The 14,938-nt window shown below is 68.0% G+C and carries 14 protein-coding genes; 7 read left to right on the forward strand and 7 right to left on the reverse strand.

Annotated features, from left to right (window positions below; genetic code table 11):
• The first annotated feature begins 51 nt into the window (after positions 1-51).
• From FA740_RS20500 to xylA, 4 genes are read left to right on the forward strand one after another with little or no spacing between them, the layout of a single operon-like run.
• Entirely contained in the window at positions 52-300 is a 249-nt protein-coding gene (locus tag FA740_RS20500; protein WP_420873142.1) for a TOBE domain-containing protein, read from the forward strand.
• Positions 297-1,394, forward strand: a complete 1,098-nt coding sequence (locus FA740_RS09275) for a Gfo/Idh/MocA family protein (RefSeq protein WP_136856489.1) — start codon at positions 297-299, stop codon at positions 1,392-1,394. The genes FA740_RS20500 and FA740_RS09275 overlap by 4 nt, the downstream gene beginning before the upstream one ends.
• Entirely contained in the window at positions 1,391-2,035 is a 645-nt protein-coding gene (locus FA740_RS09280; RefSeq protein ID WP_136856490.1) for a ThuA domain-containing protein, read from the forward strand. Before FA740_RS09275 ends, FA740_RS09280 begins: the two co-directional genes overlap by 4 nt.
• Positions 2,036-2,063: 28 nt before the next feature.
• Positions 2,064-3,365: a xylose isomerase gene (gene xylA, locus FA740_RS09285; protein ID WP_136856491.1), complete on the forward strand. Its 1,302-nt coding sequence runs from the start codon at positions 2,064-2,066 to the stop codon at positions 3,363-3,365.
• Here xylA and FA740_RS09290 read toward each other — a convergent pair.
• The 7 genes from FA740_RS09290 to FA740_RS09320 form a co-directional block, all read right to left on the reverse strand.
• Complete coding sequence (locus tag FA740_RS09290) at positions 3,349-4,254, reverse strand: DMT family transporter (RefSeq protein ID WP_211243668.1); 906 nt, start codon at positions 4,252-4,254, stop codon at positions 3,349-3,351. The two genes, xylA and FA740_RS09290, sit on opposite strands and share 17 nt — an antisense overlap.
• Positions 4,255-4,307: 53 nt before the next feature.
• On the reverse strand, positions 4,308-5,312 hold the full coding sequence (locus tag FA740_RS09295) for a DctP family TRAP transporter solute-binding subunit (protein ID WP_136856492.1): 1,005 nt from the start codon (positions 5,310-5,312) through the stop codon (positions 4,308-4,310).
• Between the two features lie 27 nt (positions 5,313-5,339).
• Positions 5,340-6,617, reverse strand: a complete 1,278-nt coding sequence (locus tag FA740_RS09300) for a TRAP transporter large permease (RefSeq protein ID WP_136856493.1) — start codon at positions 6,615-6,617, stop codon at positions 5,340-5,342.
• On the reverse strand, positions 6,614-7,168 hold the full coding sequence (locus FA740_RS09305; protein ID WP_136856494.1) for a TRAP transporter small permease: 555 nt from the start codon (positions 7,166-7,168) through the stop codon (positions 6,614-6,616). Before FA740_RS09305 ends, FA740_RS09300 begins: the two co-directional genes overlap by 4 nt.
• A gap of 4 nt (positions 7,169-7,172) precedes the next feature.
• Complete coding sequence (locus FA740_RS09310) at positions 7,173-8,318, reverse strand: fumarylacetoacetate hydrolase family protein (protein ID WP_246053553.1); 1,146 nt, start codon at positions 8,316-8,318, stop codon at positions 7,173-7,175.
• 134 nt (positions 8,319-8,452) lie between these two features.
• Positions 8,453-9,169, reverse strand: a complete 717-nt coding sequence (locus tag FA740_RS09315) for a FadR/GntR family transcriptional regulator (RefSeq protein ID WP_136856496.1) — start codon at positions 9,167-9,169, stop codon at positions 8,453-8,455.
• A 3-nt stretch (positions 9,170-9,172) separates the two neighbouring features.
• Positions 9,173-10,594 carry an FAD-binding oxidoreductase gene (locus tag FA740_RS09320; RefSeq protein WP_136856497.1) on the reverse strand — a complete coding sequence of 474 codons (1,422 nt, stop codon included), beginning with the start codon at positions 10,592-10,594 and terminating at the stop codon, positions 9,173-9,175.
• 83 nt (positions 10,595-10,677) lie between these two features.
• Between FA740_RS09320 and denD the strand changes: the two genes are divergently transcribed.
• The 3 genes from denD to FA740_RS09335 are packed head-to-tail and all read left to right on the forward strand — an operon-like array spanning position 10,678 to position 14,302.
• Positions 10,678-11,655, forward strand: a complete 978-nt coding sequence (gene denD / locus FA740_RS09325) for a D-erythronate dehydrogenase (protein WP_136856498.1) — start codon at positions 10,678-10,680, stop codon at positions 11,653-11,655.
• Positions 11,652-12,533: an NAD(P)-dependent oxidoreductase gene (locus FA740_RS09330; protein ID WP_246053554.1), complete on the forward strand. Its 882-nt coding sequence runs from the start codon at positions 11,652-11,654 to the stop codon at positions 12,531-12,533. Before denD ends, FA740_RS09330 begins: the two co-directional genes overlap by 4 nt.
• The gene (locus tag FA740_RS09335; protein ID WP_136856499.1) at positions 12,530-14,302 is read left to right on the forward strand and encodes an IlvD/Edd family dehydratase; all 1,773 of its coding nucleotides are present in this window, start codon (positions 12,530-12,532) and stop codon (positions 14,300-14,302) included. The genes FA740_RS09330 and FA740_RS09335 overlap by 4 nt, the downstream gene beginning before the upstream one ends.
• The last annotated feature ends 636 nt before the right edge of the window (positions 14,303-14,938 follow it).

Genomic DNA, 14,938 nt, shown 5'->3' on the forward strand with positions numbered 1-14,938 from the left:
AAGATGAACCTGCTGCCGGGCACGGCCATCGGACGCGATGACGTGGCGACGATGGGCATCCGCCCCGAACATATCGCTGTGTCGGACGATACGGGATACTGGCCCGCCACCGCCCAGGTCGTCGAGACGCTTGGCGCCGATACGGTCGTGCACGCCCATGTCGCGGGCACGGGCGACGTCACCGTCCGCCTGCCCGGCGACCGCCGCCTGCGCGCCGGAGAGACGCTGTTCCTGACACCCGAACGCCGGCACTTGCACCTGTTCGACGCAGACGGCCACCGCATGCAGGACCCGGCATGACCCCCTTGGGCATCGGCATCATCGGCTGTGGCGTGATCAGCGACATCTATCTGCAGAACGCCGCGCGGTTCCCGCAGCTGTCCCTGCGCGCGGTGGCCGACCTGCGCCCCGACGCGGCGCAGGCCAGGGCGCAGGACCACGGCATCGACGCGCTGACGCCCGACGCGCTGCTGGCGCGCGACGATATCGACATCGTGGTGAACCTGACCGTGCCCGCCGCCCATCTGGAGGTCGGGCTGGCCGCCCTGCGCGCGGGCAAGCACGTTTATTCCGAAAAGCCGCTGGCCGTCAGCATGGCCGAGGGTCGGCAACTGGCCGACATGGCCGCCGCGCGGGGTCTGCGCATCGGCTGTGCGCCCGACACCTTTCTGGGCGGTGCGCATCAGACCGCGCGCGCCCTGGTCGACGCAGGCGCCATCGGGCGGCCCGTCGCGGGCACGGCCACGCTGATGCTGGCGGGGCACGAACGCTGGCACCCCAACCCTGATTTCTACTATCAGGGGCCGGGTGCGGGGCCGCTGTTCGACATGGGCCCCTATTACATCACCGAGCTGGTCAACCTGCTGGGCCCGGTGCAACAGGTCAGCGCCATGGCGGCGCGCGCCCATCACAGCCGCATCATTGCCACCGGACCGCGCGCGGGGCAGCCCGTCGCCGTAGACGCGCAGACCCATGTGGCGGGGGTGCTGGGCTTTGCCTCGGGCGCGCTGGTCCAGATCGTGACCAGCTTTGACGTGCGCGCCCATATGCACAGCCCACTGGAGCTGTATGGCACCGACGGCTCGCTGCTGATCCCCGATCCGAACCGCTTCGACGGCACGGTGATGCTGTCGGGTGCCGAGGGCTGGCAGCCACAGCCCATGACCCACGCGCATGGCGACGACAATCATCGCGGCCTTGGGCTGGCCGACATGGCGCAGGCCATCGCCGATGACCGCCCGCATCGTGCCAGCGGCGATCTGGCGCTGCATGTGCTGGACGTGATCGAATCCCTGTTGGAGGCCGCCCGCACAGGCCGCACCCTGCCCCTGTCCACCGATTGCGCGCGCCCCGATGCGGTCGCGCCCCTGACACCCGCACCGGAGGCCGCATGACCCGAACCGCACTGATCTTCTGGGGAGGGTGGGAGGGGCACGAGCCCCGTGCCTGCGCCGACCGCGTGATGCAGATGCTGACCCAGGACGGGTTTCAGGTCGACAGCCGACCCGGCACCGATGTCCTGGCCCAGGGCGATCTGGGCCGGTTCGACCTGATCGTCCCGATGATGACCCAGGCCGACATCGCCCCCGACGCGCTGGCCAACCTGATCGCCGCCATCCAGGCCGGGACCGGGCTGGCGGGCTTTCACGGCGGCATGGGCGACACGTTCCGCGCCCAGCCCGCATACCAGTTCATGACCGGCGGCCAGTGGGTCGCGCATCCCGGGGACTTTCTGGATTATCGCGTGCAGATCACCGCGCCCGATGACCCGATCATGCAGGGCATGGGGGATTTCGACTACCACTCGGAACAGTACTACCTGCATGTCGATCCCGCGATCGAGGTGCTGGCGACCACCACATTCGACGGCACGCATGCCCCCTGGACCCGAGGGACGGTGATGCCGGTGGTGTGGAAACACCGCTTTGGCGCCGGGCGGGTCTTTTTTTCCGCACTGGGCCACAACGCCGCCGAACTGGACCACCCGCAGGCGCAGACCATTCTGCGGCGCGGGCTGGCCTGGGCCGCGCGCTGACCGAAAACCGAAAGCCGAGGGACCAAACATGACCGGTTATTTCAAGGATATCGCCCCCATCCGCTATGCCGGACCGGATAGCGACGACGAATTCGCCTATCGCCATTACGACCCCGACGAGGTCGTCATGGGCAAGCGGATGGAGGATCACCTGCGCCTGGCCGTCGCCTATTGGCACAGCCTGGCCTATGAGGGCGCGGACCCGTTCGGCGGACGCACCTATGACCGCCCGTGGTATGGCGACACGATGGAGGCCGCGCGGGCCAAGGCCGATGCCGCCTTCGATCTGTTCGCCATCCTGGGACAGCCGTTCTTCTGTTTTCACGACGCCGACGTCCGTCCCGAAGGCGCGACATTCGCCGAAAGCCGCCGCAATCTGGACGCGATCTGCGATATCTTCGCAGCCAAGATGGAGCAGACCGGCACCAAACTGCTGTGGGGCACGGCCAACATGTTCAGCCACCGCCGCTGGATGGCCGGCGCTGCGACCAACCCCGACCCCGAGATATTCGCCTATGCCGCGGCCTGCGTGAAGGCTTGCATGGATGTCACCCACCGTCTGGACGGCCAGAATTACGTGCTGTGGGGTGGCCGCGAGGGGTACGAGACACTGCTGAACACCGATCTGGGGCGCGAGGCCGAACAGGCGGGGCGGTTCCTGACCAAGGTCGTGGAATACAAGCACAAGATCGGCTTCAAGGGGGCGATCCTGATCGAACCCAAGCCGCAGGAGCCGGCCAAGCATCAGTATGATTTCGACGTGGCGACGGTCTATGGTTTCCTCAAGCGGTTCGGGTTGGAGAACGAGGTCAAGCTGAACATCGAACAGGGGCACGCGATCCTGGCCGGGCATTCGTTCGAGCATGAGCTGGCGCTGGCGGCGTCGCTGGACATGCTGGGGTCGATCGACATGAACCGCAACGACTATCAGTCGGGCTGGGACACCGACCAGTTCCCCAACAACGTCCCCGAGACCGCGCTGGCCTATTACGAGGTGCTGCGCGCGGGCGGGTTCACCACCGGCGGCACCAATTTCGACGCCCGCGTGCGGCGCCAGTCGCTGGACCCCGAGGATCTGGTGCTGGCCCATGTCGGCGCCATCGATGTCTGCGCGCGCGGCCTGAAGGCCGCAGCCGCCATGCTGGAGGATGGCGGCCTGGAGCGGATGCGCGCCCTGCGCTATGCCGGGTGGGACCGCCCCGAGGCGCAGGCCATGCTGGATCAGCCGCTGGACCGCATCGCCGCCCGGGTCGAGGAGCGCGACCTGGACCCGCAGCCCGTGTCGGGCGGGCAGGAGCGGCTGGAGAACTGGGTCAACCGCTTTGTCTGACCCCAGGCTGCGCCGGGACCGGGGGTTCCGGCGCGACCCTTGGCGCGCGGCGCAGCACGATCAGACCTGATCCGACGATCAGCGCCGCGCCCAGCATCATCCCCGGCGCGGGAATGTCGCCAAAGATCAGGAACCCCAGCACCGCGCCCCAGACCAGCAGCGAATATTGCAGCGGCGCCACGACCGACGCATCGGCCAGCTTCAGCGCCCGCGTGACCAGCATATGCGCGACGGTCGCCACCACGCCCAGCAGGAACAGCAGCGCCAGATCGCCTGACGACTGCACCGGCTGCCAGTCGAACGGCGCCAGCAGGAGCCCGGCCCCCGCCGCCGCCGCCAGCTGGAACAGCACCAGATCGCGGTCGGGCGTCTCGCGCAGCGACCGGCCCAGCACCATGATCGCGGCAAAGGCCGCTGTCCCCAGCAGCGCGAACACCACCCCCGGCCCCGAGACCTGCAGGCTGGGCGCCAGCAGGATCAGCACCCCGGCAAAGCCCACCGCAACCGCCGCCCAGGTCCGCGCGCCCACCCGCTCGCCCAGCAGCAAGGGCGAGATTGCGACCACATAGATCGGCGCCGCCATCCAGAAGGCCATCACATCCGCCAGCGGCATATGCGACACCGCCAGATAGAAACAGAACACCTCGGCCGTGGCACAGATCGCGCGCAGCGCCTGCAGGCGCGGGCGGGGGGCCGCGCGGATGCGCGCAACCACCCGGCCCCCGCGCAGCAGCAGCGGCGCCATCAGCAGCCCCGCCGCCAGCGACCGCAGCAGGATCACCTGCGCCACCCCGTAATCGGCCACCAGCCATTTGCCGATTGCGTCATTGCCCGCGAATGCCGCCATGCCCAGCAGCATCAGCAGGGCGCCCGCCCTGTTGCCGGTCATGCCGGACCTCCTGTGTCATGAAAGGGGCGCGCGATCCCGCGCGCCCGTGGCCCTTACTGGCCGCGCAGATCGGCCAGGATGGCCTGCACCTGATCGACGACATCCTCGCCGATGGCGGCACGGTGCGTCTCATAGACGACCTGCGATTTCTCCAGCATCTCCTCCTGCGCGGCGACCGACAGGGTGTTGAATTGCAGGCCGGCCGCCTCCATCCGGGCCAGCGATTCCAGGTTCAGCTCCTGGATGGCGGCGCGTTCGACGTCGCGGCCGACGGTCGCGCAATCGCGCAGCGCCTGCTGTTCCTCGGGGGAATAGCTGTTGAAGATCGCCTTGGAGAACAGGAACAGGAACGGCGTGTAGGCGTGGCGCGTCTCGCTGATATAGGACTGCACCTCGTAGAATTTCGAGGTGTCGATGGTGACATAGGGGTTTTCCTGCGCGTCGATGGCGCGCGTCTCCAGCGCCGAGAACACCTCTCCGAAGGACATCGGCGTGGCATTGGCGCCAAAGTTGGAAAATGTATCCAGGAAGATGTTGTTCTGCATCACCCGGACCTTCATGCCCTGGAAATCCTCCCAGGTCTCGATGGGGCGCTGAGAGTTGGACATGTTGCGGAAGCCGTTTTCCCAATAGCCCAGATTGACCAGCCCGACCTCGTCCAGCTTTTCGTTCAGCATCTCGCCGAATTCGCCGTCCATGACGGCATAGGCCTCCTCGGGGGTGCGGAACAGGAAGGGCAGGTCAAAGACGCCAAGGGCCGGGATCATCCCCACCAGCGGCGAGGACGAGGTCACGACCGCCTCCTGCAGGCCCGACCGCACGGCCTGCGTGGCCTGCAGGTCGCCGCCAAGCGCGCCGCCCCAGAACCCCTGCATGGTCATGGCGCTGCCCGTGGCCTCGTTCAGGCATTCCTGCATCGCGGCCATGCCGGTGGCGACGGGGTGATCCTCGTTGATGCCGTTCGAGACGCGGAACGTCCGCTCCTGGAACTGCGCCAGGGCGGGGGTCGCTATCGCAAGGGCCGTGGTCAGGCACAGGGCCGTCTTCAGAATGGTCATGGTGTCTCCTCCCTCAAGGAATTGTCGTCAGTAGAACCAGCGTGCCGGAACGATCACGATACTGGGGAACGCCACCAGCAGCAGGATCACCAGAATCTGTGCGATCAGGAACGGCCAGACGCCCCGGATCACCTTGCCAAGCGGCACCCGCCCCACGCCGCTGACCACGTTCAGCACGACGCCGACCGGCGGCGTCAGCAGCCCGATGCAGCAATTCATGATGAACATGACCCCGAAATAGACCGGGTCGATCCCCGCCTTGATGACGATGGGCATCAGGACGGGCGTCAGGATCAGGATCGTGGGCGTCAGGTCCAGCGCGGTGCCCACGACCAGGATCAGCAACATGATGACCAGCATCAGCAGCTTGGGGTTTTCGATCAGCGGGGCGATATAGCCCGCGATCTCGTTGGGGATGTTGGCTGCGGTGATCAGCCAGGCCGACACCAGCGCCGCGCAGACCAGGAACATGATCGCCGCCGTGGTCCGGCCCGCCGCGATCAGCACGCCCAGCAGGTGGCGGGGCTTCAACTCGCGATAGACGACCATGCCGACGAACAGCGCGTAAAAGGCGGCGATGACGGCGGCCTCGGTCGGTGTGACCACGCCCATGCGGATGCCGCCCAGAATGATGACCGGCATGCCCAGGGCCCATGCGGCCCGCCCGATCGACTGCCACCGGTCGGTCCAGGGCGCGCGGGGCAGGGTTTCCACATTGTCGCGGCCCGCCACGATCATCCAGGTGATGACCAGCGACAGCCCCATCAACAGGCCCGGCACGATGCCCGCCATGAACAGCTGGCTGATCGACACGTTCGCGGCGACGCCAAAGATGATGAAGGCCATCGACGGCGGGATGACCGGCGCGATCACGCCCCCCGCCGCGATCAGACCGGCGGATCGCGGCACGTTATAGCCCGCCCGCGCCATCATCGGGATCAGGATCGCCGCCAGCGCCGCCGTATCCGCCGCAGCCGAGCCCGAGATCGAGGCCATGATCACCGCCGCGATGATCGCCACCAGCCCCAGCCCGCCCCGGATGTGACCGACAAAGGTGATCGCGAATTCAATGATGCGCTTGGACAACCCGCCCGCGTTCATCAGTTCGCCCGCCAGGATGAAGAAGGGGATCGCCAGAAGGGTAAAGGTATCGGCGCCGATCAGCATGTTCTGGGCGATGATCTGGGTGTTGAACATGCCCATGAAGGACATCAGGATCACGCCGCAAAAGATCAGCGCGAATGCCACCGGCACCCCAAGCGACATGGCCCCGATCAGCGAGACGATAAAGACCAGCAGCGTCATTCGGCACGGTCCCCCGCCTTGGCCCGCGCGGGGCTGTCATAGAGATCGTCCATCTCTCCGCCAAAACCGCGCAGCTCGGCATCGGACATGCGGCCGGTGGCCAGGCGGAACAGGCGTTCGACCGTGATGATGATGATGCCCGCGCCGGTGAACAGGCCGATGCCATAGACCCAGGCCATCGACAGGCCGGACACCGGCGCGCTCATGCTGGCATTGATGGGCAGCTGCTTCCAGGTGCCGTGCATCAGCACCCCCGCGCAGCCCAGGATGATCAGGTCCGATATGCCCATCAGCACCCGGCGTCCGCGCGGGCCGAACTGGGCCACGACCGTCTCCATCCCCATATGCTGGCGGTGGTGATAAACCACGACCGCGCCGATGAAGGTCAGCCAGACGAAGGCAAAGCGCGACAGCTCGTCCGACAGCGGCAGGCCCGAATTCATCGTATATCGCATGACGACGTTGACAAAGACCATCAGCGCCATTGCCCCCAGCAGCACCGCCAGCAGCACGTCCAGAAAGCCGAAGAAGAACCGCGACAACCGGGACATGCCCTCAGATCCTCTCGGCCAGGCCGCGGCGGGTCAGGTTGCGCATCAACGCCCCCGTGCCGAAGGTCCATTCTGGGCAGCGGTCGGTACGCTCGACCCAGTTCACCAGGCGGCCAAGGCGGGGCGAGGCGATCTCGACCCGGTCGCCGGTCTCGTGGGTGAACCCCTGGCCGGGTGCGCGGCGGTCCTTGACCGGGGCGAACATGGTGCCCAAGAACAGCACCGCCCCGTCGGGATATTGATGCGACCGGTTCAGCAGTTGTGCTGCCAGATCGGACGGCGTGCGGCTGATCGCGGCCATCGGGCTGTCGCCGGTCATCTGGAACCCGTCCTGCCCCTCGACCCGCAGGGATACGGTGGCCTGTTCCAGATCGCCCTGGGTGAAACCGTCGTCGAACAGCCGGATGAACGGCCCAAGCGCGCAGGAGGCGTTGTTGTCCTTGGCCTTGCCCAACAGCAGGGCGGACCGCCCCTCGACATCGCGCAGGTTCACGTCATTGCCAAGCGTCGCGCCCAGGATCGCGCCGTCCGAGCGGATGACCAGCACCACCTCGGGTTCGGGGTTGTTCCAGTCCGAGATGGGGTGGATGCCCACCAGATCGCCGCAGCCCACGGCGGACATGGGCTGCGCCTTGGTGAAGATCTCGGCGTCGGGGCCGATGCCCACCTCCAGATATTGCGACCACAGGTCCATCTGCTGCAGCAGCGCCTTGACGGCGGCGGCCTTGTCGGACCCCGCCGCGACCCCGCGCAGGCTGTCGCCGATGACCGGCGCCAGACGGGCGCGAATCGCGGCGGCGCGGCCGCTGTCGCCGCGGGCCTGCTCCTCGATCACGCGTTCCAGCATGCTGTCGGCAAAGGTGACGCCCGCGGCCTTGATCGCCTGAAGGTCCACCGGCGCCAGCAGGCGCCCGGCGCGGCCATCCAGAAACGCGTCCAGTCCGCCCAGATCGGGCAGATCAGCGGCCAGCGCGGCATGCAGATCGGACCGCTCCAGCAGCCCCGACATGGTGGCCGAGACGCCGGTCAGGTCAAGTACGCGACCCGCGCGGATCACGACCGGGCAGGGGCCGCCGCGGTCATCGGACCAGACGCGCCCCACCAGCGTCGCGCGGTCGGCGTCGTCAGGCAGGATCGTGACAGCCGTCAAGGATCGTGGTGATGTCATCGCAGGTCCCTCCGGAAGATGCGACGCCCCCACGCCGCGTTGTCCTTAGATGTCAGACAACACGATGACCCTAGCCGCGCGTAAACCATCCTGTCCACAGATTTGTCGCCCGCGCGTCAAAGATAGAACTCCACCCGCAGGGCGATGCGTTCGGCCGAACCGGCCATATGCGCCCGCATCGCCGCCCGCGCGCGGACCGGGTCGCGCGCGGCGATGGCGTCGCGCACGGCGGTGTGTTCCCGTTCGACGATGGCCACGATCTCCTCCAGGCGGATGCGTTCGCGCGACCGCACGATGGTCTGCAGGATGCGGTCTGACACGGCGCCCAAAAACTGCACGAAGTAATCGTTGCCGGTGGCGGCCGCGATGATGCGGTGGAATTCCAGATCGGCCAGAATGCCGTCATGCGCGCTGTCATCGGTGACCCGCATCCGGGCCAGGGCCGCATCCATCTGGCGCAGATGCTCGGGGCCGTGACCGGCAGCGGCCAGGCCCGCCGCCTCGATCTCCAGCGGCACGCGCAGCTGGAACAGGTCGCGAAAGGCATGCCCGTCGCTGTCGGCGCGGTCGTCCAGGCGGATGTGCCGCGTGGGCCGGTCGATGACAAAGGCGCCGACGCCCTGGCGGGTCTCGATCATGCCCTCGTTGCGCAGCTGGGCGATGGCCTCGCGGATGACGGTGCGGCTGACGCCGAAGCTGCGCGACATGGCGTTTTCGGTCGGCAGCCGGTCGCCGGGTTTCAGGGCGCCCTGCTGGATCTGGCGGGCGAATTGCGCCGCGATCCGGGCGGGCAGATGTTGGGTCCGCAGGATCTGCGTCGGTGCGTCCTGCATGGCCTAACCCGCCACGGGATCGAACTGACAGCCCGGGTTCATGATCCGCCCCGGGTCGATGGCCTGCTTGATCGCCTCCAGCAGGGCGCGCTGAGGGGCGGGCAGGCGGGCCTCGAAATCCACCTTTTTCAGGCGCCCGATGCCATGTTCGGCGCTGATCGAGCCGCCGAATCGGTCCAGGACCTGATGCAGAATGCCCTTGGCCCGCGCGATCTGGTCATCGACGCTGTCCGGCCCAAGCGCATGATCAGGCAGCACATTCAGATGCACATTACCATCGCCCACATGGCCATAGGACACGCAGGTGCAGCCGGGCAGCTGCGCGGTCACGGCGGCCTCGACCTCGGCCACGAACTCGGCCAGCCGGGACAGAGGAACCGAGACGTCGCTGCGCAGGTGCCTGCCGCGCCGGGCCTGGCCCTCGTTCATGCCCTCGCGCACCGCCCACAGGGCCGCGGCCTGCGCCTGCGATTGGGCGACCACGCCGTCCAGCGCCAGCCCGTCGGCGAACACCCCCTCCAGGAACCGCGCCATCAGATCGTCGATATCGACCAGCCCCGAGCCGGAGATCTCGATCAGCGCATAGGCCGGATGCGTGTCGGCCATGGGCAGGGTCAGGTCAGGCCGCGCCTCTCGCGCCAGGGTAAAGGCCAGGGGCGGCATGAACTCGAACGCCGACATCAGGTCGCAGCATTCGCGCCGCGCGCGACGATACAGCGTAATGGCATCCTCCAGCCGGGGCAGGGCCACCAGCGCGGTCGCCACCCGGTCGGGCGCGGGCGTCAGCTTGACCGCGACGGCGGTGATGATGCCAAGCGTGCCCTCAGCCCCGATGAACAGCTGTTTCAGGTCGATGCCGCGATTGTCCTTGCGCAGCCCCGACAGCAGGTCCAGCACCCGGCCATCGGGCAGCACCACCTCCAGCCCCAGCACCAGCTCCCTCGTCATGCCATAGCGCAGCACGTTCACGCCCCCCGCATTGGTCGAGACATTGCCCCCGATCCGGCACGATCCCTGCGCGCCAAGGGTCAGGGGAAAGAACAGCCCCCTTGCCGCCGCGGCCTGCTTGAGGTCGTGCAGGATCGTCCCCGCCTCGACCACGGCCGAGAAATTGTCGGCGTCCAGCGCGCGGATGCGGGTCATCCGCTCCAACGACAGCACGACTTGGCCGGAATCGGGCATCGCCCCCAGCACCAGCCCGGTATTGCCCCCCTGCGGCACGATCCCCAGATCCAGCGCCGCCGCGGCCCGCACGCAGTCCTGCACCTGCGCGGTGTCGCGCGGGCGCAGCACCGCCAGCGCCGCGCCCTGCGCATCGCCGAACCAATCGCGGCAATAGGGGGCCGTGTCCGGGCCGGTCAGCACCATGTCGGCGCCCAGCATCCGGGTCAGCCGGTCCGCGTCGGTTTCAGCGATCGTGTGCATCGGGGTTCTCTCTTGGCTTGCAGTCGGCAGGTTATCAGACAATCATACCAATCCGAGGGGGCGTCGTCCATGACGGGGGGAACATGCACATTCTGATCACCGGCGCTGCCGGGATGCTGGGCCGCAAGCTGGCCGAACGGGTGGCCCGCGACGGCGGGCTGGGCGGCCAGCCGGTCACGGCGATGACGCTGATCGACGTGGTGGCGCCGACCGCGCCCGACGGGGTTGCGGGAACAGCCACCTGCCTCGATCTGGATCTGGCCGCGCCGGACACCGCCACGCGGCTGATCGACGCGCGCCCGGACGTGATCTTTCACCTGGCCGCCATCGTCTCGGGCGAGGCCGAGGCGGATTTCGCCAAGGGCTATGCCATCAACCTGGACAGTACCCGCGCTTTGTTCGAGGCGATCCGCCTGGCCGGGGCCGACTACCACCCGCGCGTGGTGTTCGCCTCCTCCATCGCGGTGGTCGGCGCGCCCTTGCCCGACGCGATCCCGGATGATTTCCACACGACGCCGCTGACCAGCTATGGCACGCAAAAGGCCATCTGCGAGCTGCTGCTGTCGGATTACACCCGGCGCGGTTTTTTCGACGGCATCGGTATCCGCCTGCCCACGATCTGCATCCGCCCCGGCCTGCCGAACAAGGCAGCATCGGGGTTCTTTTCCAACATCCTGCGCGAACCGCTGGTGGGCCAGCCGGCCATCCTGCCGGTGCCCGACACGATCCGGCACTGGCACACCTCGCCGCGCTCAGCGGTGGGGTTCATGATCCATGCGGCGACCATGGACCTGACGGCGGTCGGCCCGCGGCGCAACCTGTCGATGCCCGGCCTGTCCGCCACCGTGGCCGACCAGATCGAGGCCCTGCGCCGCGTCGCGGGCGACGAGGCCGTGGCACTGATCCGGCGCGAACCCGACGCCGCCATCACCGCCATGTGCGAAGGCTGGGCCCCGGGGTTCCAGGCCACCCGCGCCCGCGCCTTGGGCTTTACTGCCGAGGACAGCTTTGACGCCATCATCCGCGCGCATATCGACGACGAACTGGGGGGACGCCTGTGACCGAGATCGCATTTCTGGGAACCGGCCTGATGGGCGCGCCGATGGTGCGCCGCCTGCTGGGCGCGGGCCATGCCGTGACCGTCTGGAACCGCGCGGGTGACAAGGCCCGCGCGCTGCAGGAAGGTGGCGCACAGGTGGCGGACGACCCGGCGCAGGCCGTGACGGGCGCGGGCATCGTCTTTACCATGCTGTCGGACGGACCCGCCGTGGCGCAGGTGTTGTTCGACCGCGGCGTGGCGGCCGCGATGGAGCGGGGGACGGTGCTGATCGACACCTCGTCGATCGCGCCGGATCTGGCGCGCGATCACGCGCAACGGCTGGCGCAGCTGGGGGTCGATCACGTGGACTGCCCTGTCTCGGGCGGGGTGGTCGGCGCGCAGGAGGGCTCGCTGGCGCTGATGGCCGGGGGCGAGGCGGCGGTGATCGCCCGGATCGCCGATGTGATGGCCCCCCTGGGGCGGCTGACCCATGTCGGCCCGTCCGGCGCGGGCCAGGTCTGCAAGCTGGCCAACCAGCAGATCGTCGCCGTGACCATCGGCGCCGTGGCCGAGGCGATGATGCTGGTCGAGGCAGGGGGCGCCGACCGCGCCCGGTTCCGCGACGCGATCCGGGGCGGTTTCGCCGAAAGCCGCATCCTGGAGCTGCACGGAGGCCGCATGGTCCGGCGCGATTTCGCCCCCGGCGGGCTGTCGCGCCTGCAGCTGAAGGATCTGGAATCCGTCGCTGATCTGGCCACCGCCACCGGCCTGACCCTGCCCCTGACGCAGGCGGTGCGCGCGGCATTCGCCGATTTCGTGGCCGCAGGCCATGGCGAGGTCGACCACAGCGGGTTGCTGCTGCACCTTGAGGCGATGAACGGCAAGGGGGCCGCATCATGACCGCCCCGCGTCGCCTGCGCTCTCAGGATTGGTTCGACAATCCCGACCATGCCGACATGACCGCGCTGTATCTGGAGCGGTTCATGAACTACGGCACCACCCCCGAGGAGCTGCGATCGGGCCGCCCGATCATCGGCATCGCGCAATCGGGCAGCGACCTGAACCCCTGCAATCGCCACCATCTGGACCTGGCAAAACGGGTCCGCGACGGCATCCGCGACGCGGGCGGCATCGCCATCGAATTCCCCAGCCATCCCCTGTTCGAGAATTGCAAACGCCCCACCGCCGCGCTGGACCGCAACCTGGCCTATCTGGGTCTGGTCGAGCTGCTCTACGGCTATCCCTTTGACGGGGTGGTGCTGACGACGGGCTGCGACAAGACGACGCCATCGGCCATCATGGCGGCGGCGACGGTGGACATCCCCGCCATCGTGCTGTCGGGCGGCCCGATGCTGGACGGCTGGCACGAGGGGCATCTGGTCGGTTCGGGCACGGTCATCTGGCAATCTCGCCGCAAGCTGTCCGCCGGAGAGATCACCCGCGACGAATTCCTGCAATCGGCCTTGGACAGCGCGCCGTCGATCGGGCATTGCAACACGATGGGCACGGCGTCCACCATGAACGCCATCGCCGAGGCCCTGGGCATGTCACTGACCGGCTGCGCGGCGATCCCCGCCGCCTATCGCGAACGCGGCCAGATCGCCTATCGCACAGGCCTGCGCGCGGTCGAGCTGGTGCACGAGGATATCCGCCCCTCGCAGATCCTGACGCGGGCGGCGTTTCTGAACGCGATCCGGGTCAATTCGGCCATTGGCGGATCAACAAATGCACAGCCGCATCTGATGGCGATGGCGCGTCATGCGGGCGCCGACCTGCGCCCCGAGGATTGGCAGGCGCATGGCTATGACGTGCCGCTGCTGGCCAATGTCCAGCCCGCCGGTGCCTGGCTGGGTGAGCGGTTCCACCGCGCGGGCGGCGTGCCCGCCGTGATGTGGGAACTGCTGCAGGCCGGCGTGCTGGACGGCGATTGCCCCACCGTGACCGGCCGGACCATGGCCCGGAACCTGGAGGGCCGCGAAAGCAAGGACCGCGAGGTAATCAAGCCCTATGACGCGCCGATGATGGCGCGGGCGGGGTTTCTGGTTCTGCGTGGCAACCTGTTCGATTTCGCGATCATGAAGACCAGCGCCATATCCGACGATTTTCGCGCCCGCTATCTGTCTCAGCCGGGGCAAGAGAACATCTTCGAGGCGACGGCCTTCGTCTTTGACGGATCGGCCGATTACCACGCCCGCATCAACGACCCCGCACTGCCGATCGACGCGGATTCGATCCTGGTGATCCGGGGCGCCGGTCCTCTGGGCTGGCCGGGTGCCGCCGAGGTGGTGAACATGCAGCCGCCCGACCGCCTGATCCAGGCGGGCATCCGCAGCCTGCCCACCCTGGGCGACGGTCGGCAATCGGGCACCGCCGACAGCCCATCCATCCTGAACGCCTCGCCCGAAAGCGCGGCAGGCGGGGGGCTGGCCTGGCTGCGCACCGGCGACCGCATTCGCATCGACCTGAACCAGGGGCGCTGCGACATGCTGGTGGACGAGGCCGAGATCGCGCGCCGCAAGGCCGACGGCATCCCCGCCACCCCTGCATCCGCGACGCCCTGGCAACGGATCTATCGCGACACCGTCACGCAACTGTCCGAGGGCGCCACGATCCGCGACGCCGAGGATTTCACCCGCATCTCCGCGACGCTGCCCCGCCACAATCATTGATCCCCAACAGCCCGCTGAATTGGTCGCCGATCTGGAGCGGCGGTCCTTTGGGTTTCCGGCAGTGGCGCTAGATACTGCGGGCCACTGGCGCCGAGATCCACGGCCAGTTCCCTCGCGGCCTCAATCGGCCAGCAACCGTGGTTGTCGGGCGAGGTTGCCGGCTGCCATTGACAGAATGACGCAGGAGCGCCCCTGTTCGCCGCCGCGATAGGCAGTCTGAGCCATCGGCCCAACCGAACAGCTTCTCCTGAGCCGATGATCGCTGTCAAGTCCATGATCCATGGGGATCATTCCGGCGGCGCCTGGCTTGGCGTGGTGCGGATGCGCAAGGCAGAAGACGGAACTGGGGCGACGGTTGAACGGCTCTCATGTGGGGGTTGGCCGCTGCGTGACTGTGGTGTCGTCCTGGGGCAGCCTCGTTCCAACTGGCGGGCGTCAACAATGTCGGCCCATGACAGGGCACGAGGGTTCTCTGCCGCGTTGCGTCCCCGACCTTGGGCATTGGCATGATGGGGGGCTGTTGTCTCCTCAGCCTTGGGTCTTGGCCTGGCAGACAGGAGCGGTCGTTACGGCCCTCTGCGATGGCCCGGATGACGGCCGCTCTCTTGCGCGCGATTGCCGTGATGACCACCCCCT

It is taken from the genome of Paracoccus hibiscisoli (assembly GCF_005048265.1).
In the GTDB taxonomy this organism is placed as follows: domain Bacteria; phylum Pseudomonadota; class Alphaproteobacteria; order Rhodobacterales; family Rhodobacteraceae; genus Paracoccus; species Paracoccus hibiscisoli.